We start from the raw sequence: 22871 nt of genomic DNA on the forward strand, positions 1-22871 counted from the left end.
AGCCGACGAAACCTCAGCCATTAGACAACCTGCGCCGTCAGTTGCTTCAACAGTCGATCCATCGCCCGGTAGCCCAGCGCCTCGGCCAGATGTCCCCGCTCTATCTGTGCGCAACCAGCCAGATCAGCAATGGTCCGGGCAACCTTGATGATCCTGTGATAGGCACGAATAGACAGCCCAAGCTGATGCAGGGCCGTCTCGAGAAACTCGGCATCGGCTTTGGCAAGTACGCAGTGTCGGTCCAGCTCCCGGGTCGACAGCAGGGCATTGACCTTGCCGGAACGTACCAGCATCTCTTCTCTGGCCTGCCAAACCCGATTTTTGACATCTGCCGTCGGTTCACCCCGGTCGCCACCTTCGGCCAGTGTGCCGCGCGGCAGGGCCGGGATTTCAATCGACATATCAAAACGGTCGAGCAACGGGCCGGACAGGCGTCCGAGATAGCGCAGGATGGCCTGCGGATTGGTTCGGGCCTGGTTTCCCTCGTAATACCCGGTCGGACTCGGGTTCAGCGCCCCAATCAGCTGAAAACGCGCCGGAAAGCAGGTCTTGCTGGTCGCACGCGATATCACGATTTCCCCCGATTCCAGCGGCTCGCGCAGTGAGTCCAGCACCTTGCGCTCGAACTCCGGCATCTCATCCAAGAACAAGATCCCGTTATGGGCCAGAGAGATTTCCCCCGGCCTCGGCACCGAGCCGCCGCCGACCAGTGCCGCCATCGAACTTGAATGGTGAGGAGTCCGAAACGGCCGGATGCGCCAGTTACCCTCATGCAATGCCTGCTGGGTCAGCGATGCCACTGCAGCGGTTTCCAGCGCCTCATCAACAGTCATCTCCGGCAGCAAATCACACAACCGCGAAGCCAGCATCGTTTTACCGGTACCGGGTGGGCCGAGAAACAGCAAATTATGGCCTCCGGCAGCAGCAATCTCCAGGGCCCGCTTGCCCTGTTGCTGGCCTATGATATCTTGCATGTCACGGCCGGAAGAGTGCGGCGCTGGCGCATTTTTCGCCTCGCTGCGAACGCGCAGTTCCAGCTGGTGCTGCCCGCATAACTGCCCGCAGACGGCCAGCAGATCCGGTGCCGATTTATGAATATGCCGACCCACCAGGGCCACTTGCTCCCCGTTGCTGTCGGGCACCACCAGGCAACGGCCAGCCTGCTTCGCCGCCAGCGCCGCAGGCAAGGTTCCCTTGACATGACGCAGCTCGCCAGAAAGCGCCAACTCGCCTAAAAATTCATAACTTTGCAGGCTATCTGCCGGTATTTGCTCAGAAGCGGCCAGGATCCCCAAGGCTATCGGCAAGTCAAAACGCCCGCCTTCCTTGGGCAGATCGGCCGGTGCCAGATTCACCGTAATACGCCGGGAGGGAAACTCGAAATTGGCATTCACAATCGCACTGCGTACCCGGTCCCGGGCTTCCTTGACCGTCGTTTCCGGCAACCCGACCAGCGTCAGCGCCGGCATCCCGTTACTGATATGCACTTCAACCGTTACTGGCGGTGCATCGACACCGACGCAGGCACGGCTATGAACAATCGCAAGAGTCATGATCTCTTTCCCCGGTGAAATATCACCCATTTAAGTTAATAAAAATAAGAAATTCCGTTTCACAAATAGCCTATTTATGCACAAAGATTGCTAATTAATTTTCACTTTTTACTTGTCATGCGACAGATGTCTGTGTTACCACTTAGGAAGAGCAACAAATAAACAATAAAACTGGACAGACAGTAGATGCCATTTAACGCCAACGCTATCGCACTCATTCTCATCGTCATCGTGGTGATTATTTCACCGCGAGAGGGGCTGGCAGGCGTAAAGTAGCAACAAACACAACAAACGCAGAAAGCCCCCGCACCGAACGGTCCGGGGGCTTTTTTTTAGACATTGGATGTAATTATGCTGGAAATACCACCAATACAGCTTTCAGCAACACACGAGCAAGGAAAAGGGGAGCAGCGATGACGGGAGCAGAGTTAGTTGTTAAAGCGCTGCAGCAGCAGGGGATATCCACGGTCTTCGGTTATCCGGGCGGGGCTATCATGCCCATCTATGACGCACTCTATGACGGCGGGGTCGAGCACATCCTCTGTCGCCACGAACAAGGTGCCGCCATGGCAGCCATCGGCATGGCCAGAGCCACCCAGGATGTCGCCGTCTGCATGGCCACCTCCGGTCCGGGAGCGACCAACCTGGTTACCGGCCTGGCGGATGCCTTTCTTGACTCCATCCCGCTGGTGGCCATCACCGGACAGGTTGCCAGCTCGCACATAGGGACCGATGCGTTCCAGGAAATGGATGTCATCGGTATGTCGCTGTCCTGTACCAAGCACAGCTACCTGGTTACCGATATCCACGAGCTCGCCCCGACGCTGGCCGAGGCCTTCGAAGTCGCCAAGAGCGGCCGCCCCGGTCCGGTCATTGTCGATATCGCCAAAGATGTCCAGCTCGCTCAGGCGCCGGTCGAGACACTGCCGTTTGTTGCGCCGCCGGCCATGCCGGTCGCCTCCGATGAATGCATCGCCAACGCCCAGCGCATTTTGTCGCAAAGCCAGCGCCCGGTGCTCTATGTCGGCGGCGGGGTACAGCTGGCCAAGGCGACCCAGACCGTACGTCATTTCCTGACCATGAATCCAATGCCTTCGGTGAGTACGCTAAAAGGGCTCGGTACCATCGAGCGCCACGACCCTCACTACCTGGGCATGCTCGGCATGCACGGCACCAAAGCCGCCAACCTGGTGGTACAGGAGTCCGATCTGCTGATCGTTGTCGGCGCCCGCTTTGATGACCGGGTAACAGGCAAGCTGGATACCTTTGCCCCCCACGCCAAGGTGATCCACCTGGATATCGATGCAGCCGAGTTTAGCAAGCTACGTCATGCCCATGCCCCGCTGCGCGGTGATATCAATACCATTCTGCCGCAGCTTGAGCTTTCCCAGGATATTACGCCGTGGGTAGAACGCAGCGAGAGCCTGCGATCCGAGTTCAAGTGGCGCTATAACCACCCCGGCGATCTCATCTACGCACCGCTGCTGCTGAAACAGCTGTCGGACATGATGCCAGACAGTGCGATGGTCTCGACCGATGTCGGCCAGCACCAGATGTGGGCCGCGCAGCATGTCCAGCCTCGCGAGCCGCAAAATTACATAACCTCGGCCGGACTGGGCACCATGGGTTTCGGTCTGCCGGCCGCCATGGGAGCCAAGGTCGCCAGACCGGACGATGAGTCAATTCTGGTCTCGGGCGACGGCTCCTTCATGATGAACGTCCAGGAGCTCGGCACCCTCAAGCGCCGACAAATTCCCGTCAAGATGGTCCTGATCAACAACCAGCGGCTGGGCATGGTACGTCAGTGGCAGTCATTGTTCTTTGACGGCCGCCATAGCGAAACCATCCTCGATGACAACCCGGATTTCGTTACCCTGGCCAGTGCATTCGGCATTCCGGGCAAAACCATCACCACCAAGGCCGAGGTAGAGCCGGCTTTGAAAGAAATGCTGGAGAGCGAAACATCGTACCTGCTTCACGTTCTGATCTCCGAAGAAGAAAATGTGTGGCCTCTCGTTCCGCCCGGCGCAGCAAACCAAGATATGCTGGAGAATACTTAATGGATAGATATTTACTCGACATCAAAGCGGATGATAAGCCAGTATTATTAGAGCGCGTACTACGCGTCATTCGTCACCGTGGTTTTATCATCAAGCAAGTCACGGCAACACAAAACCATGAAAGTAAGATAGCCAGTGTAGAAATAATCGTAGACAGTGACCGCCCCATCAGCACGCTTATCAATCAAATAGAAAAGCTATGGGATATCCGCACGGTCAAAACAACAATATTGGAACAGCGTGATTAGCGCATAAGGAAGGACACAAAATGGCAAACACAGCAGATTATATTTGGTTTAACGGTGAGCTTGTTCCATGGCAAGATGCCAAAGTACACGTACTGACCCACGCAATGCACTACGGGACCTCTGTTTTTGAAGGGATCCGCTGCTACGACACCCCCAGCGGCCCGGTCGTATTCCGTCACAAGGAGCACATGCAACGCCTGAAGGATTCGGCGAAAATCTACCGCTTTCCAATTCCCTACTCAGTCGACGAACTGATGGCAGCCTGCCGCCAGACCCTAAGCGAAAACAAGCTGACGTCGGCCTATATTCGCCCGCTCGGCTACGTGCCGAATGTCGGCCTTGGTGTCTGCCCGCCGCCGGAAACCGAGATGGACCTGATCATCGCCGCGTTCTCCTGGGGCACCTACCTGGGTGAGGACGCACTGGCCAACGGTGTCGATGCCATGATTTCCAGCTGGAACCGTGCCGCACCAAACACCATTCCGACCGCGGCCAAAGCCGGCGGTAACTACCTGTCCTCACTGCTGGTCGGCGGCGAAGCACGACGCCACGGCTATGCCGAGGGTATCGCCCTGAGCGTTGACGGTTACCTGTCCGAGGGGGCCGGCGAGAATATCTTTGTTGTTCGCAACGGGGTGATTTCTACGCCACCGGCCACCAGTGCCATTTTGCCGGGTATCACCCGAGACTCGATCATGACGCTGGCCAAAGAGCTCGGCTACGAAATCCGCGAAGAAAACATTGCCCGCGAAGCGCTGTATCTGGCCGACGAGGTGTTTATGACAGGCACCGCTGCTGAAATCGTACCGGTTCGCAGCGTTGACCAGATCACCGTCGGTGAAGGACGACGCGGTCCGGTGACCGAAAAGATCCAGTCGACCTTCTTTGGCCTGTTCAACGGCCAGACCGAAGACAAGTGGGGCTGGTTGGATCCGGTTTACCCAGAATCAGCCGATAAATAAGTTAACTCACATAGCCGCCCGGTCCTTCCTCCGGGCGGCTAGAAAAAGGAATTTGCAGTTATGCCTAAGTACCGTTCAGCCACCACGACCCACGGCCGCAATATGGCCGGCGCCCGCGCCCTATGGCGTGCAACCGGTGTAAAAGACGAGGATTTTGGTAAACCCATTATCGCGGTGGTGAACTCGTTTACCCAGTTCGTACCGGGCCACGTCCACCTGAAAGATATGGGGCAGCTGGTGGCCGGCGAGATCGAAAAAGCCGGCGGGATCGCCAAAGAATTTAACACCATCGCCGTCGATGACGGTATCGCGATGGGGCACGGCGGCATGCTGTACTCCCTGCCGTCACGCGAGCTGATTGCCGACTCTGTCGAATACATGGTCAACGCCCACTGCGCCGATGCGATGGTGTGTATTTCCAACTGCGACAAAATCACCCCGGGAATGCTGATGGCCGCACTGCGGATCAATATTCCGGTGATCTTTGTATCGGGCGGACCGATGGAAGCGGGCAAGACCAAACTGTCTGATCAGATCCTCAAACTCGATCTGGTTGATGCGATGATCCAGGGTGCCGATCCGACGGTGTCCGACGAGCAGAGCGAGCAAATCGAACGTTCGGCCTGTCCGACCTGCGGCTCTTGCTCGGGCATGTTCACCGCCAACTCGATGAACTGCCTGACCGAGGCATTGGGTTTAAGCCAGCCGGGCAACGGCTCGATGCTGGCCACCCATGCCGACCGCGAGCAACTGTTTATCAATGCCGGTAAGCGCATTGTCGATCTAACCCGCCGCTACTACGAGAAAGATGATGCCAGCGCGCTGCCGCGCAGCATTGCCACCAAGAAAGCGTTCGAGAATGCCATGGCACTGGATATCGCCATGGGCGGCTCGACCAATACGGTATTGCACCTGCTGGCAGCCGCGCAGGAAGGCGAAATCGACTTTACTATGGAAGACATCGACCGGATGTCGCGCCTGGTACCGCACCTATGCAAGGTCGCACCGTCAACCCAGCAATACCATATGGAGGACGTTCACCGTGCCGGCGGCGTCTACGGTATCCTGGGCGAGCTCAACCGAGCTGGCCTGCTGCACAGCGACTGCTATAACGTACTAGGACAGACCTTCGCCGACTCGCTGGCCCATTATGATATTTCGGTAACAGAATCGCAGGAAGTCAAAGATTTCTATCGCGCCGGCCCTGCCGGTATCCGCACCACCAAGGCCTTCTCGCAAGACTGCCGCTGGGACAGCGTCGATGACGACCGTGAAAACGGCTGTATCCGCAGCAAAGAGCACGCCTTCAGCCAGGATGGCGGATTGGCAGTGCTATCGGGCAACATGGCCGTTGACGGCTGTATCGTCAAAACCGCCGGTGTCGACGAAAGCTGCCTGACCTTCCGCGGACCGGCCGTAGTGTTCGAAAGCCAGGATACCGCTGTTGAGGGGATCCTCGGCGGCAAGGTGAAAGCGGGCGATGTGGTGGTGATCCGCTACGAGGGGCCTAAAGGCGGGCCGGGCATGCAGGAAATGCTGTACCCGACCACCTACCTCAAATCCATGGGACTGGGTAAAGAGTGCGCCCTGATCACTGACGGCCGCTTTTCCGGCGGCACCAGTGGCCTGTCGATCGGTCATGTTTCCCCAGAAGCTGCTGCCGGCGGGACCATTGGTCTGATAAAAGACGGCGATATCATCGATATCGACATTCCGAACCGCAGCATTGAACTGCAAATCGACGAGCAGGAGCTGGCTCAGCGCCGCGAGGTGAACAACCAGCAGGGCTGGCAGCCAGCCGACCGCCAGCGCGAGGTGTCTTACGCGTTACGTGCCTATGCACTGCTTGCCACCAGCGCCGACAAAGGGGCTGTCCGAGATAAAACCAAGCTGGAAGGATAGAATGATGAGCGAAGTGAAACAGGCCGGGGATGTAGCGCTACCAAGCGGAGCCGACTACCTTCGCGATATTCTTCGGGCACCGGTTTACGAGGTGGCCCAGGTCACCCCGTTGCAGACCATGAACCGCCTGGCCGCCAGGCTGGGCAACAGCGTCCAGCTTAAACGGGAGGACCGCCAGCCGGTCCATTCATTCAAGCTGCGCGGTGCCTATACCATGATGGCCCAGCTCACTGAGGCACAACGCCAGGCCGGGGTGATTGCCGCCTCGGCAGGCAACCACGCCCAGGGGCTGGCGCTGTCAGGCAAGCAGCTCGGGGTCAGCACCACCATAGTCATGCCGCGTACCACACCGGATATCAAGGTGGATGCGGTCAGAAGCTTCGGCGGCAAGGTCGTCCTTCACGGCGGCAACTTCGACGAAGCCAAGGCCCATGCCGAGATGTTGGCAGCCCAGCATAGCTATACCTTCATTCCGCCGTTCGATCACCCGTCCGTCATTGCCGGACAAGGCACGATAGGCATTGAACTGGTCCAGCAAAACGGCCATCTCAACTATGTCTTTGTACCAGTGGGTGGTGGTGGTCTGGCCGCAGGGGTGTCAGTACTGCTCAAGCAACTGATGCCGGAAATCAAGGTTATCGGGGTCGAGGCAGAAGACTCGGCCTGCCTCAAGGCAGCACTCGATGCCGGTGAGCCGGTGACGCTGGATCAAGTCGGTATGTTTGCCGATGGTGTCGCGGTAAAACGGATCGGAGAAGAAACCTTCCGGCTTTGCCAGCAATATATCGATGATGTGATCACGGTGACCAGTGACGAAATCTGCTCGGCCGTCAAAGACATCTTCGAAGATACCCGTGCCATTGCCGAGCCTTCCGGGGCTCTGTCGCTAGCCGGGCTGAAAAAATATGCCGAAGTGCACCAGCTGCAAGATCAGCAACTAGCCGCCATTCTGTCGGGGGCCAACCTGAACTTTCATGGCCTGCGCTATGTATCGGAGCGTTGCGAGCTGGGTGAGAAACGCGAGGGATTGCTGGCCGTCACGATCCCCGAGCGACCGGGAGCATTTCTGGATTTCTGCCATATTATCGGCGGGCGGGCAGTGACGGAGTTTAACTACCGCTACAACGACGATGCTCTGGCCAATGTCTTTGTCGGTGTCCGCTTGCTGCAGGGACAGGAAGAGCTGGACAGCATCATCCACGACCTTCGCAAAGGCGGCTATCCGGTGGTTGATTTGTCTGACGATGAAATGGCCAAGGTCCACGTCCGCTACATGATCGGTGGCCGACCGTCGAAACCATTAAAAGAGCGGCTATACAGCTTTGAGTTTCCGGAATACCCGGGGGCGCTGCTGAAGTTTTTGAATACGCTCGGTACACACTGGAACATCAGTTTGTTCAACTACCGCAACCATGGTGCTGACTACGGCCGGGTATTATGCGGGTTCGAACTGGAAGACCATGATTTGCTGTCATTCACCAGCCATCTCCGTGAGCTGGGGTACCAGTGGAAGGATGAAACAGATAACCCTGCCTATAAGTTCTTCCTGGCGCAGTAACGCCATGTATGACTCACTAAAATAGCAGCCTTCGGGCTGCTTTTTATTCGGTACTGATGCGCTATTTCACAGAATCCAAGTGCTCGATATAGCTACTTATCATGCCTATCTGGTGAGCAATGATCTTGGTTTTCAGTGGCTCCGGCACCTTATCTAACAATTCGATCAACTGTTGGCTCTGAGCATGCTGGTGTACAGACTGCGGGATCGTCCCCTCTTCAATAAACCAGGTCAATGGTCGCCCGGTGATCTCCGCAATCTTCATCAGGGTTGTTATCCTTGGCTCGGTTTTCCCCGACTCAAGGTCAAGGTATGTTTGCCTTGCAATATCAAGGCGCTTTGCCATTGCAACTTGCGAAATCTCTTTCCACTCTCTGGCATCTCGAACTCGCGCCGCAATGTGTGGTTTTGAGCTTTGCATTTAGCCACCATCTGTTAATTATGTCCCTAACTAACCTTCCTCTCAGGCAAAGACAACAAGTTGTAATTGCAGGAAAAAGTGTCAAAGAACGGGAAATTATCTAACAGAATTGCATAAGTTCACTACAGATCTAACGAAACTGTGAGCCTATACAGTCAATGTCGAGCAAAGCAGACAACTTAAATCACCAATGTAAAATATTGTATACATACAAAAAGCATAGTAATTAAATGCGTATTGATATGGAATTTATTTGTCTTTCTGAGTCAGTGCCCGGGTGTATTCCGCCATAAAGCCGGCCAGATTAATACTCTGCTGCAAAATAACATTTCTGGCCGAGTGGGGGAGACGGCTAAAGTATTGTAACAAACGATCTATTTCCTCTTTGTACTCACTTTCCAGGATTTCTATCCCTTCGTCACCGTAGACAAACCAAGTCAGGGGGCGCTCGGTGATTTCCGAAATCTCAGATAGCAGCCTGACTTTGGGTTCGGTCTTTCCAGTTTCCAGATCGAGATAGGTCTGGCGAGCGACACGCAACTGCTGCGCCATATGGACCTGGGTAAGCCCTTTCCACTCACGCGCTTCCTTAATTCGCGCCGCAATTTTCGCTTTGGGATCTGTCATGTCTAACCTCCAATACAGAATTAAATGAATACTGCCCAGCTTTCAATCCTAGGGGTGCATAACATAAGCCAACTTTACAGAAAGAAATAAAATACTTAAAAATCAATCACTTAAAAATATTGTTATTGATGAGATTCTTATTATGAGTTGCAGTTCGTCACAATGCAGATCTTTTTTCCTATTTCGCAATAAAACTAGTCAATCTTGTCTAGAGAGTAGCTTCTCCCATGCTCAAAAACGAGAAAAGGCGCCAAAGTTGGCGCCTTTTCTCATTACTGAGACTCTCAAAAAGTCAGTTATTCAACCGTCACGGCCTTCGCCAGGTTACGCGGCTGATCCACATCGGTTCCCTTGATCAGCGCGACATGGTACGACAGCAGCTGCATCGGTACTGTGTAGAAAATAGGGGCAATCACTTCATCGACACGAGGCATGGTAATGATCTTCATCCCGTCAACCTCTTCGAAGCCTGCCTCGCTGTCAGCGAAAACATACAGCAAGCCGCCACGGGCACGTACTTCCTCGATATTCGACTTCAGCTTCTCAAGCAAGTCATTGGTTGGTGCCACGACGATAACCGGCATGTCAGCATCAATCAGCGCCAACGGACCGTGCTTCAGCTCACCTGCCGCATAGGCCTCGGCGTGAATGTAAGAAATCTCCTTCAGCTTCAGCGACGCTTCCATGGCAATCGGGTAAAACTCACCGCGACCAAGGAACAGGGCATGGTGCTTGTCGGCAAAATCTTCGGCCAGCTGCTCGATTGGCTTGTCGAATGCCAGAGCTTTCTCAACCTGGGTCGGTAGCGAATGCAGAGAATCAACAATCGCTTTCTCTTTGGCCGTATCAATCAGGCCCTTCTCTTTACCCAGGGCGGTCACAAACATCAGCAGCGTTACCAGCTGGGTGGTAAATGCCTTGGTCGATGCCACACCGATTTCGGTACCGGCACGGGTCATGAAGGCCAGATCAGATTCACGAACCAATGATGAGCCAGCAACGTTACAGATAGTCATTGCTGCCATATAGCCTTTCTCTTTGGCCAAACGGAGGGCTGCCAGCGTATCGGCAGTCTCGCCCGACTGGGACAGGGTGATCAGCAGACTATTTGGACGGGTAACAAACTTGCGGTAGCGGAACTCCGAGGCGATCTCGACATCACAGCTCACACCGGCCATTGCCTCGAACCAGTAGCGGGCAACCATACCGGCATTGTAGGAAGTACCACAGGCGACAATCTGCACATGCTCGACATTCTCCAGAATATCGGTTGCACCGTTGCCGATACTTTCAACAATCACAGAATCACTGCCGATACGGCCTTCCATAGTGTTGATCAGCGCACTAGGCTGCTCATAAATTTCTTTCTGCATGTAGTGACGATACTGACCCTTGTCAGCGGCATCCTGCTGCAGGTTAGATTCGTGCACCTCACGAGTGGCCGGCTGGCCGTCAACATCAAAGATATTCACTTCGCGGCGGGTGATTTCAGCCACATCGCCTTCTTCAAGGAACATAAAGCGACGGGTCACATTCAGCAGCGCCAGCTGATCCGAGGCCAGGAAGTTCTCGCCGACACCCAGGCCAATCACCAGCGGGCTACCGGAACGCGCAACCACAACACGCTCTGGATCGCGGCGATCCATTACAACCGTCCCGTAGGCACCTTCAAGCTGAGCCGCTGTTTTCTGTACCGCCTCAAGCAAAGTAGCTGCCGTGCGCAGCTCCCACTCAACCAAGTGAGCAATCACTTCGGTGTCAGTCTGCGAAACAAAAACATAGCCGCGCTCTGTCAGCAACTCGCGCAGTTCTTCATGGTTTTCAATGATCCCGTTATGGACCAGCGCAATGTTGTCACCGGACATATGCGGGTGGGCATTAGCCTCTGACGGCTCGCCATGCGTTGCCCAGCGCGTATGGGCAATACCGGTTCCACCGACAAGCGGTGACTGCTCGACAGCATCGGCCAGCTCCTGCACTTTACCCAGGCGGCGAACGCGAGTCAGATTACTCTCGCTATCAACCACCGCCACGCCGGCAGAGTCATAGCCGCGATATTCTAAACGACGCAGGCCTTCGACAAGAATTTCAGCCACATCACGCTGTGCTACTGCACCAACAATCCCACACATAATCGTTTCTCTCTAAAAGTTTATTCCGATGCCGTACAGATCACCTGTACGCCATGCTGTTCAATCTGTTGTTTCGCTTCGTCACTCAAGCCGTCGTCGGTGATCAGGGTACTGATATTCGACCAGGGAAGCTCAAGGTTGGGGATCTTGCGTCCAACCTTGCTCGATTCGACCATCACCACCACCTCGCGTGACACCTCGGCCATCACCCGGCTCAGCCCGATCAGTTCATTGAACGTCGTGGTACCGCGTGCAATATCAATGCCGTCAGCCCCGATAAACAACTGGTCAAAGTCATAGGAGCGCAGCACAGACTCCGCCACCTGGCCCTGAAACGCTTCCGAATGCGGATCCCAGGTACCGCCGGTCATCAGCAAAGTCGGCTCGTCCTCCAGCTCATTCAAAGCATTGGCGACGCTCAGCGAGTTAGTCATCACTATCAGCCCCTGCTTGCCACCCAGCAAGCCAATCAGGCCCGCCGTGGTACTGCCGCTGTCGATGATGACCCGGTTATGGTCACGGATCCGCTCAGCAGCCGCCTTGGCAATCGCTAACTTACGAACCGAAACATTTTCCTCTACCTCACAAACCATTTCAGTCGGCATCGCAATTGCACCGCCATAACGGCGCAGCAATAAACCGTTCTTTTCCAGGGCGGCAAGGTCTTTTCGAATGGTGACTTCCGAGGTGGCAAAAAACTTCGCCAGCTGATCAACGCTGACTTCACCGGCTTCATTGACCATGGAGACAATGGCATGACGGCGCTGCTGGGTATTTCGCTTCGACATAAATTACGAACTGATAGTTTAAAGTTTCGATTTGAAAGAAATGGTAGCAGATCAAAACTTTCTCGATCAAGATTATGCAATTAATTTTTCATAAAAAAGAAGATATAGTGAAGAAAGGAGAGGGAAGGAAAGAGAATCAATGTGGTCGCTCGGATACAAAAAAGGCAAGGAGAGCCCTTGCCTTTTATTACCCAAAAACGACCGTTACTTTTGTTTTACCGGGCGTTTCCAGCCTTTGATCGTGCGGGCTGGGGCGCGAGTAATGACTAACTCACCTTCACCGATATCACGGTTGATTGTCGCGCCGGCACCAATGGTTGCGCCCTTGGCCACTTTTACCGGGGCGATCAGCTGGGTATCAGAACCAATAAAGACATCATCTTCTATTTCGGTCTTGAACTTGTTGGCACCGTCATAGTTACAGGTAATCGTACCGGCACCGATATTAACCCGATCGCCAATCTCGGCATCGCCCAGATAGGTCAGGTGGTTGGCTTTCGAGCCCTTGCCCAGGCGCGCCTTCTTCATTTCGACAAAGTTACCGACGTGCGAGTCACCCACCAGCTCGGCCCCCGGGCGCAAGCGAGTAAACGGCCCTACCGTACAGTCTTCGCCGACCGTCGCACCTTCAATCACGCTATATGGCCGTACAATCGTGTTGTCATCAATCTCACAGTCTTTCAGCACACAGCCTGCGCCGATCACCACGTTATCCCCCAGGGACACGGAGCCCTCGATAATCACATTGACGTCGATCTCAACATCCGTGCCGCACTGCAGCTCACCGCGTAAGTCAAAACGAGCCGGATCGCGCAGCATTACACCTTGTTCAAGCAAGCGCTCTGCCTGCATCGCCTGATAAGCCCGCTCCAGTCTTGCCAGCTGAATGCGGTTGTTCACCCCTTCAACTTCAATCGCCTTTACCGGGTGGACGGCTTCAACGGCGCGGCCTTCGTTGTGGGCCGTCGCAATAATGTCGGTCAGGTAGTACTCGCCCTGGGCATTATCGTTTTTAAGCGCGGCCAGCCAGCGCTTGAGATCGCCGCCGTTGGCAACCATCACCCCGGTGTTAATCTCCTTGATCAGCTTCTGCTCTTCAGACGCATCTTTCTGCTCGACAATCGCTACCACCGGGCCGTTGCGGCGGACGATGCGGCCATAGCCAGTCGGATCGTCCAGTACTACGGTCAGCAGGGCAATACCGCCCTCTGGCTGGGCATCAAGGAGGTTTTCCAGGGTCTGGCCACTGATCAGCGGCACATCACCGTACAGGATCAGCACTTTCTCGTCATCGGCTAGATCCGGGCAGGCCTGGTTAACCGCGTGCCCCGTCCCCAGCTGCTCAGCCTGCAGTACCCAGTTTACCTGCTCTTCAGCCAGGGCAGCCTTCATCTGCTCCCCGCCGTGACCATAGACCAGGTGGATATTCTCTGCACCCAAGCCGCCACAGGTATCGATGACATGCTTGGCCATCGGCTTGCCCGCCAACTTATGCAGCACCTTAGGTAAATTCGAGTACATGCGGGTTCCTTTACCCGCCGCCAGGATCACAGCACTGAAGCTCATGATAGATAATCCTTCTTGATGCATATTCAATTTTTAACTTCCCGCATTGTATCGGTTCACCTAGGAAGGTTTAAGGAAAATAGATTTTTTTTTGCGAGTAATAACCGGATATCGCCTGCAAATGCAACAAAACACACGGCGTACAGCAAACAATGACAAAACTATCAGATACTCATAGACAGCCAGCACCGCCAGGCAGCAGCTATAAAAAAAGCGACCCTAGGGTCGCTTTTTTGCGTCATGCGCCTGATTAACGCGCTTTTCGCGTCAGCTCGATAACTCGTAGCTGAGCGATTGCTTTAGCCAGGTCACTGGCCGCTTGAGCAAAGTCGATATCGCCGTGCTGGTTGTGGATATGCTCCTCAGCCTGACGTTTCGCTTCTTCCGCCTTCGCAGCATCCAAATCTTCACCACGGATTGCAGTGTCAGCCAGCACCGTTACGGAGCTCGGCTGGACTTCCAGCATACCACCGGAAAGGTAGATGATCTCTTCCTCGCCGTGCTGTTTAGTGATTCGAACCATGCCCGGCGTGATAGCGGTCAGCAGCGGTGTGTGTCCTGCGTGAATACCCAGTTCACCTTCGCTACCGGTCACCTGAACGTTTTCAGCACGGCCAGAGAACAGTTTCTTCTCTGCGCTGACTACGTCTAGATGGAAGGTTATCGCTGCCATGTCGCCTCCTACTCAGCTTAAAGCTTCTTCGCGTTTTCCAATACGTCTTCGATCGCACCGCAGTACATGAATGCCTGCTCTGGGATGTCGTCGTATTCGCCAGCAAGAAGACCCTTGAAGCTGCGTAGCGTGTCTTTCAGGGCTACGTAGATACCTGGGTCACCAGTGAAGACTTCAGCAACGTGGTAAGGCTGAGTTAGGAAACGCTCAATCTTACGTGCACGAGATACAGCTTGCTTATCTTCTTCAGATAGCTCGTCCATACCCAGGATTGCAATGATGTCTTTCAGCTCTTTATAACGCTGCAGAAGGCTCTGCACGCCACGAGCGATCTCGTAGTGCTCCTGACCAACCACTAGCGGATCAAGCATACGAGATGTTGAATCTAGTGGGTCAATCGCTGGGTATAGACCCAGAGAAGCGATCTGACGAGAAAGTACAACTGTTGCATCCAAGTGGGCAAACGTTGTTGCCGGCGATGGATCCGTCAAGTCATCCGCAGGTACGTATACCGCCTGAACCGATGTGATAGAACCAGTCTTCGTTGACGTGATACGCTCCTGAAGTACACCCATCTCTTCTGCAAGAGTTGGCTGGTAACCTACCGCAGATGGCATACGGCCAAGAAGTGCCGATACCTCTGTACCCGCAAGGGTATAACGGTAGATGTTATCGATGAACAGCAGTACGTCACGACCTTCGTCACGGAAACGTTCAGCCATTGTCAGACCAGTCAGTGCAACACGTAGACGGTTACCCGGTGGCTCGTTCATCTGGCCGTAAACCATTGCTACTTTAGACTCTTCAGGATTCTCGACGTTAACAACGCCCGCTTCCTGCATCTCGTAGTAGAAATCGTTACCTTCACGAGTACGCTCACCAACACCAGCAAATACCGACAGACCTGAGTGCTGTAGGGCGATGTTGTTGATAAGTTCCATCATGTTTACGGTTTTACCTACACCGGCACCACCGAATAGACCGATTTTACCACCCTTGGCGAATGGGCAAATCAGGTCGATAACTTTTACGCCAGTCTCAAGCAACTCAGTTGCGTTTGACTGCTCTTCGTAGCTTGGTGCTTCACGGTGAATCGCGTAACGCTCTTCTTCACCGATATCACCACACTCGTCGATTGGCTGACCCAGAACGTTCATGATACGTCCTAGAGTAGCTGTACCAACTGGAACTTCAATTGGGCGGCCTGTGTTTTCAACAGACAAACCACGACGTAAGCCATCAGAAGTACCCATTGCGATACCACGTACAACACCGCCACCAAGCTGTTGCTGAACTTCAAGAACAAGCGTACCGTTCTCTTTTGCATCAACGTGAAGGGCGTCATATACCTGTGGTACAGAGTCCTGCGGAAACTCTACGTCGACTACCGCACCGATGATCTGTACGATCTTACCTGTAGCCATCGTTAATCCTCTAAACTTATTAATTCTTTGCCTTAAACAGCCGATGCACCAGAAACGATTTCTGACAGTTCTTGTGTAATCGCCGCCTGACGGGCTTTGTTGTACACAAGCTGTAGTTCGTCAATCAAGTTTCCAGCATTGTCTGTCGCTGCTTTCATCGCAACCATTCGAGCCGCTTGCTCACTGGCAAGGTTCTCGACCACACCCTGGTATACCTGTGATTCGGCATAGCGAATCAGTAGGGTATCCAGCAGTGCTTTCGGCTCGGGCTCATAGATATAATCCCAAGAGTGGTTGCGCTGCATTTCTTCGTCTTCTGACTTAGGCAAAGGCAGCAATTGATCAATCACTGGTTCCTGAACCATGGTGTTTACAAATTTGTTGTAAACCAGGTACAGGCGATCCAATTGGCCTTCATCATATTTCTTCAGCATTACGCCAACGGTACCGATCAGCTCGTCAACCGTCGGGGAATCTCCCAGACCTGACACCTGAGCGACCACGTTACCGCCGTAGCTGTTAAAGAATGCAGTTGCCTTTGCACCAACAAGCGCCAAGTCAACGTCTGCACCTTTTTCTGACCAGCCTTGAACGTCTGTCATGACTTGTTTGAACAGGTTAATGTTCAAACCGCCACACAGACCGCGGTCAGTAGAAACAATGATGTAACCCACGCGCTTGGCTTCACGCTCTTCGAGATAAGGGTGCTTATACTCGAGGCTACCAAGGGCGATATGACCGATCACTTTGCGCATAGTTTGTGCGTATGGACGTGATGATTCCATCGCGTCTTGCGTTTTACGCATTTTAGACGCGGCCACCATTTCCATCGCTTTTGTGATCTTCTGTGTGTTTTGCACACTGCCGATCTTGTTACGAATCTCTTTTGCGCTGGCCATCGTTACTCTCCGTTAGTAGGTGATCGCAAGCGATCACCAACCAATTACCAAGTCTGGGTCGCTTTGAAATCTTCAACCAGTTTTACAAACTGCTCTTCGATTTCGCCGTTCCAAGCACCCGTTTCATCTACCTGAGATACAAGCTCTACATAGTGAGCTTTGGCATATGAAAGCAACGCAGCTTCGAAGTCAGCAAGCTTAGTCAGCTCAACATCGTTCAGATAGCCTTTTTCCGCAGCAAAGATAACAAGCGCTTGCTCGAAGACAGACATTGGCGCGTACTGCTTCTGCTTCATCAGCTCTGTTACTTTCTGACCGTGGTCAAGCTGCTTCTTGGTTGCTTCATCAAGATCAGACGAGAACTGGGCAAACGCCGCTAGTTCACGGTACTGTGCCAGTGCAGTACGGATACCGCCAGATAGCTTCTTGATGATCTTGGTCTGAGCAGAACCACCTACACGCGATACAGAGATACCTGGGTCAACCGCTGGACGAATACCGGCGTTGAACAGCTCTGTCTGTAGGAAGATCTGACCATCAGTGATCGAGATAACGTTGGTCGGTACGAATGCTGATACGTCACCTGCCTGCGTTTCGATGATCGGCAGCGCAGTTAGGGAACCAGTTTGACCTTTCACTTCACCGTTAGTGAATTTTTCTACGTAGTTTTCGTTTACACGAGCAGCACGCTCCAGCAGACGAGAGTGTAAGTAGAAAACGTCACCAGGGAATGCTTCACGACCTGGTGGACGACGAAGAAGAAGTGAAATCTGACGGTACGCAACAGCCTGCTTAGACAGGTCATCATATACGATCAGCGCATCTTCACCGCGGTCACGGAAGTATTCACCCATTGCACAACCTGCGTATGGCGCAAGGTACTGCAATGCAGCTGCTTCAGACGCCGATGCCACAACCACAATTGTGTTTGCCAGTGCACCGTGCTCTTCCAGTTTGCGCACTACGTTAGCGATAGTTGACGCTTTCTGGCCGATAGCAACATAAACAGAGTAAATACCAGAGTTTTTCTGGTTGATGATCGCATCGATCGCCATCGCTGTTTTACCAGTCTGGCGGTCACCGATAACTAGCTCACGCTGGCCACGGCCGATTGGGATCATTGAGTCAACCGCTTTATAACCAGTCTGAACTGGCTGGTCGACTGATTTACGGTCGATAACACCTGGTGCAATTACTTCAACCGGAGAGAACGTCTCGGTTTCAATTGGACCTTTACCATCGATAGGCTCACCCAGCGTGTTAACAACACGGCCAAGTAGCGCCGGGCCTACTGGTACTTCAAGAATACGACCAGTACCCGTTACTTTCATGCCTTCCTGTAGGTCGGCATATGGGCCCATTACAACCGCACCAACCGAGTCACGCTCAAGGTTAAGTGCCAGTGCAAAACGGCCACCAGGTAATTCAATCATTTCACCTTGCATTACGTCAGCAAGGCCATGGATACGAATGATACCGTCACTTACGGAAATGATAGTACCTTCGTTACGCGCTTCACTTACAACGTTGAATTTTTCAATACGCTGCTTGATCAGTGCGCTAATTTCCGTGGAATTAAGTTGCATGCTCCAATTCCCCAAATCAAGACTGCAAAGTATCGCTCAGGCGGTTTAGTTTTCCGCGTACTGAGTTATCGATGACTAAGTCTCCAGCTCTAATCACAACCCCGGCAATCAGGGTCTCGTCTACACTGCAATTCAGCTTAACCTTACGTTCCAGACGCTCTTCCAGTTTCGCGCTGATCGCGGCAAGTTGGCTATCGTCGAGGGTAACCGCCGAGGTTACTTCCGCATCGATAGTCTTTTCATGTTCATTTTTCAGGAACAGGAACTCGTCGCAGACATCAGGTAGCGCTTTCAGGCGTCCGTTCTCGGCCATCACTTTAATCAAGTTCTGACCGAATTCGTTGAGTTGCTCGCCGCAAACCGAAATAAAGATTTCAGTCAGCTTCTCGGCAGCATAACCACTGTCCAGGACATCCTGAATAGTGTCATTCGTTGCCACCTCAGCAGTAAAGGTGAGCATTTCAGCCCATTGGGCCAGCTCACCTTTCTCAACCGCAAAATCAAAGGCTGCTTTAGCGTAGGGGCGTGCGATAGTAGTCATATCAGACATGTGCTTGCCCCTTTAATTACAGTTCTGCAGTGACTTTGTTAAGAAGATCAGCATGGGCATCCTTATCGATAGAACGCTCAATGATTTTCTCAGCACCAATCACAGCTAGAGTTGCAACTTGTTTGCGCAGATCATCGCGCGCGCGGTTACGTTCTGCTTCGATCTCAGCAAGACCTTGAGCCAGAATTTTGTCACGCTCAGCAAGGGCTTCAGCCTTCGCTTCGTCGATGATTTGAGCTTTGCGTTTATTCGCTTGCTCAACAAGTTCAGTTGCAGTGTGTTTTGCTTCTTTTAATTGCTCAGAAGCATTTGCCTGCGCTAGGTTCAGGTCTTTGGCAGCACGATCAGCGGCTGCCAAACCGTCAGCAATTTTCTTCTGACGCTCTTCAATCGCTTCCATAATTGGTGGCCATACATATTTCATGCAGAAAACCACGAATAGGAAGAAGGCGATTGCCTGACCCAGCAAAGTTGCATTCATATTCACAACGCATCTCCTTAAAAAGGGTTGCTATGGGTCCGTTCGTTTTTATTTATTAACCAGCTAGTTGGCCAACGAATGGGTTTGCGAATGTGAATAGTAGAGCGATTACGATACCGATCATTGGAACCGCATCAAGCAGACCTGCAATGATGAACATCTTAACTTGCAGCATAGGTGCCATTTCAGGTTGACGAGCTGCACCTTCAAGGAATTTACCGCCTAGAAGTGCGAAGCCGATCGCTGTACCCAGTGCAGCAAGACCTACAATGATGCCCACGGCAATTGCAGAAAAGCTTAGTAAAGTTTCCATCACTATCTCCAGTTTATAGTTGTCGGCTAAAGTGCCAGTAAAAAATTAAAAATTTACAAATAATCGTTAATGATTGTCTTCATGCGCCTGAGACAGGTACACAATAGTCAACATCATAAACACGAATGATTGAATTGTAATGACCAGGATGTGGAAAATTGCCCACGGGACCGAGCCCAGCCATTGTGCCCACCACGGCATTAATGCCGCAATTAGGATAAACACCACCTCACCGGCAAACATGTTACCGAACAGACGCATACCAAGCGAAATAGGCTTCGCTAGCAACGACACTACTTCAAGCAGCAAGTTGAACGGGATCATTACCGGGTGATTGAACGGGTGAAGTGCCAGTTCTTTTGCAAAACCGCCAAGGCCTTTGATTTTGATGCTGTAGTAGAGCATCAAAGCAAACACACCCAACGCCATTGCCATGGTGATGTTGACATCAGCACTCGGTACTACCTTAAGATAAGGAATACCTAACCAGTGCTCCGCCGGATACGGAAGAAAATCAATTGGCACTAAGTCCATGATGTTCATCAGCATGATCCAACAGAATATGGTCAGAGCCAAAGGAGCTATCAGTTTATTGCGGCCATGGAAGGTCTCTTTAACGCTGCTATCAACGAATTCGACCATTATCTCCACAAAACACTGTAGTTTTCCTGGAACTCCTGATGTCGCTGTTTTCGCTGCCTTGTAGAATAGCCCTAGAAAGAGCAGTCCTGTGAAAGCGGAGAAAAACAGGCTATCTATATGAACCGTCCAGAAACCCTCACCCACCGACAAGTTAGTCAAGTGGTGAGTAATGTAGCCTGACGGCGTTAGCGCTTCACCTGGCGCAGCCATAACTCATCCTATTTGTTGTTGTTAATGAATAAAACCGGCCCAAAGATATTAATACCGAGAGCCAGCAAATAGGTCAGTTTGAGGGGAACAAGTTCCACCTCGACATACAGGTAAACAATGGCAAACAGGATGACCGTGATGAGGATTTTCAGCACTTCTCCACCGTAAAATGACGCCATGATCAGCCGGGCCCTGCGGGCTCCGCTGAACAGAAAGGCGCATTTAGCAAAGACAGCATTGGCAATTACAAAAATGCCGCCACCTATTAATGCGGAGATTCCCCAGTCAACACTGACAGCAAACACTGCCAGTAATGCCGTTGTCAAAACGACGCCAGATTGTAGCAAGAGCAACCGTTTCGCCAGTTGGCGGCCCGGTCTAACTAGCGCCGATACCATGTATTCGTTCCTCGAGTCCATTCCACTACACAAACGTCGTGCTGGGAAAACTGCGAAAATTATACGGCTCATTAGATTGAATGCAATCTAATCGCAGCAAAAAAAAGTGTTAGATTTTACAACACAATAACCTGATCACGTCGTTGTAAATTTTGCAACAAAATATGCACGTTTTACGTCACATTTCGTGACCAAACATTGCAATGAATTGCTTCAATTTGTGGGCTTCGTCAAAGCTGAAAACGATTTTTCCTTTACCGTTTTTCTGCTGATTAATCGCCACTTGGGTGCCAAAGTGTTCACTTAGGTGATTTTCTGCCGCTTCGAGCTGGGCATTCACGGCTTTCACTTTTGGCTCGGCAACAGGCTGTAATAGTTTCTTCACCAGCTTCTCGGTGTCACGAACCGTTAACAGCTTGGCAACAACCATTTGTGCCGCTTCCAGCTGCTGCTCTGGCTCAAGCGCAAGCAGGGCACGGGCATGGCCCATTTCGAGTTGTCTCTGCTCGACCATACGCTTAACCGGCTCCGACAGCTGGTTCAAACGCAACAGGTTTGATACGGCAGCGCGCGATTTACCCACGGCTTCGGCAACCTGCTGGTGGGTCAGCGAAAATTCATTCTGCAGCCGTTCCAGTGCCTGCGCCTCTTCCATCGCATTGAGATCTTCCCGCTGGATATTCTCTATTAGCGCAATGGCGACCGTCGCCCGATCATTAACATCCTTAATAATACAAGGGACTTTCTGAAGCCCAGCTTGACGGGCTGCCCGCCAACGTCGCTCACCGGCAATAATCTCGTACTGTTGCGATGCGATCTTACGCACCACAATTGGTTGAATCACCCCCTGGGCCCGAATCGAGTCTGACAGTTCAGCCAGCGCCTCATCCGACATATCTTTACGAGGCTGAAACTTACCGGCCTGCAGCGCCTGGACAGGAAGATCTTTCAGCGTCCCTTCCTCAGAGAGCGATTGTGCCTGCTCGGCACTTTTTTGTTTCGCCTGGGCGACCGAGCTGGTAGCCAGTAGCGCATCAAGGCCTTTCCCAAGGCCTCGCTTATTCATGTTCATTGTTTACCCTTATGCATCCACAGCGCCGGCATTGCGCTCGACTTCGTCACGACGAATAATCTCACCGGCCAGGGCCAGATATGCCTTGGCGCCGCTGGAATACTTATCGTAGTACATTGCCGGACGCCCGTGGCTAGGCGCTTCTGCCAAACGGACATTTCGTGGGATCACGGTACGGTAGACTTTCTCGCCAAAGTGCTTTTTCAGCTGTTGGGAGACTTCATTGGCCAACCGGTTACGCGGGTCATACATGGTACGAAGCAACCCTTCAATCTTCAGGTCGGCATTCACCACGGCGGTCAATTTGCTGATGGTATCCATCAATGCGGTCAGGCCTTCCAGCGCAAAATACTCACACTGCATAGGGACAAGCACAGAATCAGCTGCTGTCATAGCGTTGATTGTAAGAAGGTTTAATGCCGGAGGACAATCGATAAAGATGAAATCATAGTTATCACGAACTACCTCCAAAGCGTTACGCAGGCGAACTTCGCGGGCAAACACTTCCATCAGCTTGATTTCAGCGGCCGTCACATCGCCGTTGGCGGCAATCAGGTGATAGCCGCCGGTGGTGTCAGTGATCGCCACTTCGCTAAACGGGGTTTCTTCGACCAGAAGATCATAGGCTGTTGCATCAACCTGATATTTATCAATACCGCTTGCCATGGTGGCATTTCCCTGCGGATCCAGATCAATGACTAGAACTTTACGCTGTGTTGCGGCCAGTGAAGCCGCTAGATTAACGCAAGTGGTGGTTTTACCCACGCCTCCCTTCTGGTTGGCAACCGCTATGACTCTTCCCACGA

General features: G+C 52.8%; 22 protein-coding genes. 5 read left to right on the forward strand and 17 right to left on the reverse strand.

Annotation, left to right across the window (positions count from 1 at the left end; genetic code table 11):
- Positions 1-20: 20 nt before the first annotated feature.
- Positions 21-1553, reverse strand: coding sequence for a YifB family Mg chelatase-like AAA ATPase (locus tag EIZ48_RS22515; RefSeq protein ID WP_160656615.1), 1533 nt, complete (start codon positions 1551-1553; stop codon positions 21-23).
- Between the two features lie 413 nt (positions 1554-1966).
- On the opposite strand from EIZ48_RS22515, the gene ilvG reads away from it, so the two are divergent.
- Genes ilvG through ilvA form a run of 5 tightly spaced genes read left to right on the forward strand, consistent with a single transcriptional unit; the run spans position 1967 to position 8283 of the window.
- A complete protein-coding gene (gene ilvG / locus EIZ48_RS22520; protein WP_160656618.1) occupies positions 1967-3613 on the forward strand; it encodes an acetolactate synthase 2 catalytic subunit in 1647 nt (548 codons plus the stop codon).
- Positions 3613-3861 (forward strand): acetolactate synthase 2 small subunit, encoded by a 249-nt coding sequence (gene ilvM / locus EIZ48_RS22525; protein WP_075762001.1) that lies wholly within the window; start codon positions 3613-3615, stop codon positions 3859-3861. Before ilvG ends, ilvM begins: the two co-directional genes overlap by 1 nt.
- Positions 3862-3881: 20 nt before the next feature.
- Positions 3882-4823, forward strand: a complete 942-nt coding sequence (locus EIZ48_RS22530; RefSeq protein WP_160656621.1) for a branched-chain amino acid transaminase — start codon at positions 3882-3884, stop codon at positions 4821-4823.
- A 60-nt stretch (positions 4824-4883) separates the two neighbouring features.
- Positions 4884-6725, forward strand: a complete 1842-nt coding sequence (ilvD, locus tag EIZ48_RS22535; protein ID WP_160656624.1) for a dihydroxy-acid dehydratase — start codon at positions 4884-4886, stop codon at positions 6723-6725.
- Positions 6726-6729: 4 nt separating this feature from the next.
- Entirely contained in the window at positions 6730-8283 is a 1554-nt protein-coding gene (gene ilvA, locus EIZ48_RS22540; protein ID WP_160656628.1) for a threonine ammonia-lyase, biosynthetic, read from the forward strand.
- Positions 8284-8344: 61 nt separating this feature from the next.
- Here the strand turns inward: ilvA and EIZ48_RS22545 are convergent, their stop codons facing one another.
- The 16 genes from EIZ48_RS22545 to EIZ48_RS22620 all read right to left on the reverse strand — a co-directional run bounded on the left by EIZ48_RS22545 (position 8345) and on the right by EIZ48_RS22620 (position 22869).
- A complete protein-coding gene (locus tag EIZ48_RS22545) occupies positions 8345-8704 on the reverse strand; it encodes a helix-turn-helix transcriptional regulator (protein ID WP_160656631.1) in 360 nt (119 codons plus the stop codon).
- Between the two features lie 249 nt (positions 8705-8953).
- Entirely contained in the window at positions 8954-9331 is a 378-nt protein-coding gene (locus EIZ48_RS22550; RefSeq protein WP_075762005.1) for a helix-turn-helix transcriptional regulator, read from the reverse strand.
- Between the two features lie 296 nt (positions 9332-9627).
- On the reverse strand, positions 9628-11463 hold the full coding sequence (gene glmS / locus EIZ48_RS22555; RefSeq protein ID WP_160656634.1) for a glutamine--fructose-6-phosphate transaminase (isomerizing): 1836 nt from the start codon (positions 11461-11463) through the stop codon (positions 9628-9630).
- A gap of 20 nt (positions 11464-11483) precedes the next feature.
- Positions 11484-12251: a DeoR/GlpR family DNA-binding transcription regulator gene (locus EIZ48_RS22560; protein ID WP_160656637.1), complete on the reverse strand. Its 768-nt coding sequence runs from the start codon at positions 12249-12251 to the stop codon at positions 11484-11486.
- A gap of 204 nt (positions 12252-12455) precedes the next feature.
- Entirely contained in the window at positions 12456-13817 is a 1362-nt protein-coding gene (glmU, locus tag EIZ48_RS22565; RefSeq protein ID WP_160656640.1) for a bifunctional UDP-N-acetylglucosamine diphosphorylase/glucosamine-1-phosphate N-acetyltransferase GlmU, read from the reverse strand.
- A gap of 250 nt (positions 13818-14067) precedes the next feature.
- Positions 14068-14490: a F0F1 ATP synthase subunit epsilon gene (locus EIZ48_RS22570; RefSeq protein WP_075762009.1), complete on the reverse strand. Its 423-nt coding sequence runs from the start codon at positions 14488-14490 to the stop codon at positions 14068-14070.
- Between the two features lie 17 nt (positions 14491-14507).
- Positions 14508-15914 carry a F0F1 ATP synthase subunit beta gene (gene atpD / locus EIZ48_RS22575; RefSeq protein ID WP_075762010.1) on the reverse strand — a complete coding sequence of 469 codons (1407 nt, stop codon included), beginning with the start codon at positions 15912-15914 and terminating at the stop codon, positions 14508-14510.
- Positions 15915-15946: 32 nt separating this feature from the next.
- Positions 15947-16813: a F0F1 ATP synthase subunit gamma gene (gene atpG, locus EIZ48_RS22580; protein ID WP_160656643.1), complete on the reverse strand. Its 867-nt coding sequence runs from the start codon at positions 16811-16813 to the stop codon at positions 15947-15949.
- Positions 16814-16857: 44 nt separating this feature from the next.
- Entirely contained in the window at positions 16858-18399 is a 1542-nt protein-coding gene (atpA, locus tag EIZ48_RS22585; RefSeq protein ID WP_075762012.1) for a F0F1 ATP synthase subunit alpha, read from the reverse strand.
- 16 nt (positions 18400-18415) lie between these two features.
- On the reverse strand, positions 18416-18949 hold the full coding sequence (gene atpH, locus EIZ48_RS22590) for a F0F1 ATP synthase subunit delta (protein ID WP_075762013.1): 534 nt from the start codon (positions 18947-18949) through the stop codon (positions 18416-18418).
- 16 nt (positions 18950-18965) lie between these two features.
- Entirely contained in the window at positions 18966-19436 is a 471-nt protein-coding gene (atpF, locus tag EIZ48_RS22595) for a F0F1 ATP synthase subunit B (protein ID WP_160656646.1), read from the reverse strand.
- 49 nt (positions 19437-19485) lie between these two features.
- The gene (gene atpE, locus EIZ48_RS22600) at positions 19486-19743 is read right to left on the reverse strand and encodes a F0F1 ATP synthase subunit C (protein WP_005302247.1); all 258 of its coding nucleotides are present in this window, start codon (positions 19741-19743) and stop codon (positions 19486-19488) included.
- Positions 19744-19809: 66 nt separating this feature from the next.
- On the reverse strand, positions 19810-20595 hold the full coding sequence (gene atpB, locus EIZ48_RS22605; protein WP_160656649.1) for a F0F1 ATP synthase subunit A: 786 nt from the start codon (positions 20593-20595) through the stop codon (positions 19810-19812).
- An 8-nt stretch (positions 20596-20603) separates the two neighbouring features.
- Positions 20604-20993, reverse strand: a complete 390-nt coding sequence (locus EIZ48_RS22610) for a F0F1 ATP synthase subunit I (protein ID WP_075762016.1) — start codon at positions 20991-20993, stop codon at positions 20604-20606.
- Between the two features lie 178 nt (positions 20994-21171).
- Positions 21172-22065, reverse strand: coding sequence for a ParB/RepB/Spo0J family partition protein (locus EIZ48_RS22615; RefSeq protein WP_160656651.1), 894 nt, complete (start codon positions 22063-22065; stop codon positions 21172-21174).
- Between the two features lie 9 nt (positions 22066-22074).
- Positions 22075-22869 (reverse strand): AAA family ATPase, encoded by a 795-nt coding sequence (locus EIZ48_RS22620; RefSeq protein ID WP_160656654.1) that lies wholly within the window; start codon positions 22867-22869, stop codon positions 22075-22077.
- Positions 22870-22871: the final 2 nt, after the last annotated feature.

It is taken from the genome of Photobacterium alginatilyticum (assembly GCF_009910675.1).
GTDB classification, from domain to species: Bacteria; Pseudomonadota; Gammaproteobacteria; order Enterobacterales; family Vibrionaceae; genus Photobacterium; species Photobacterium alginatilyticum.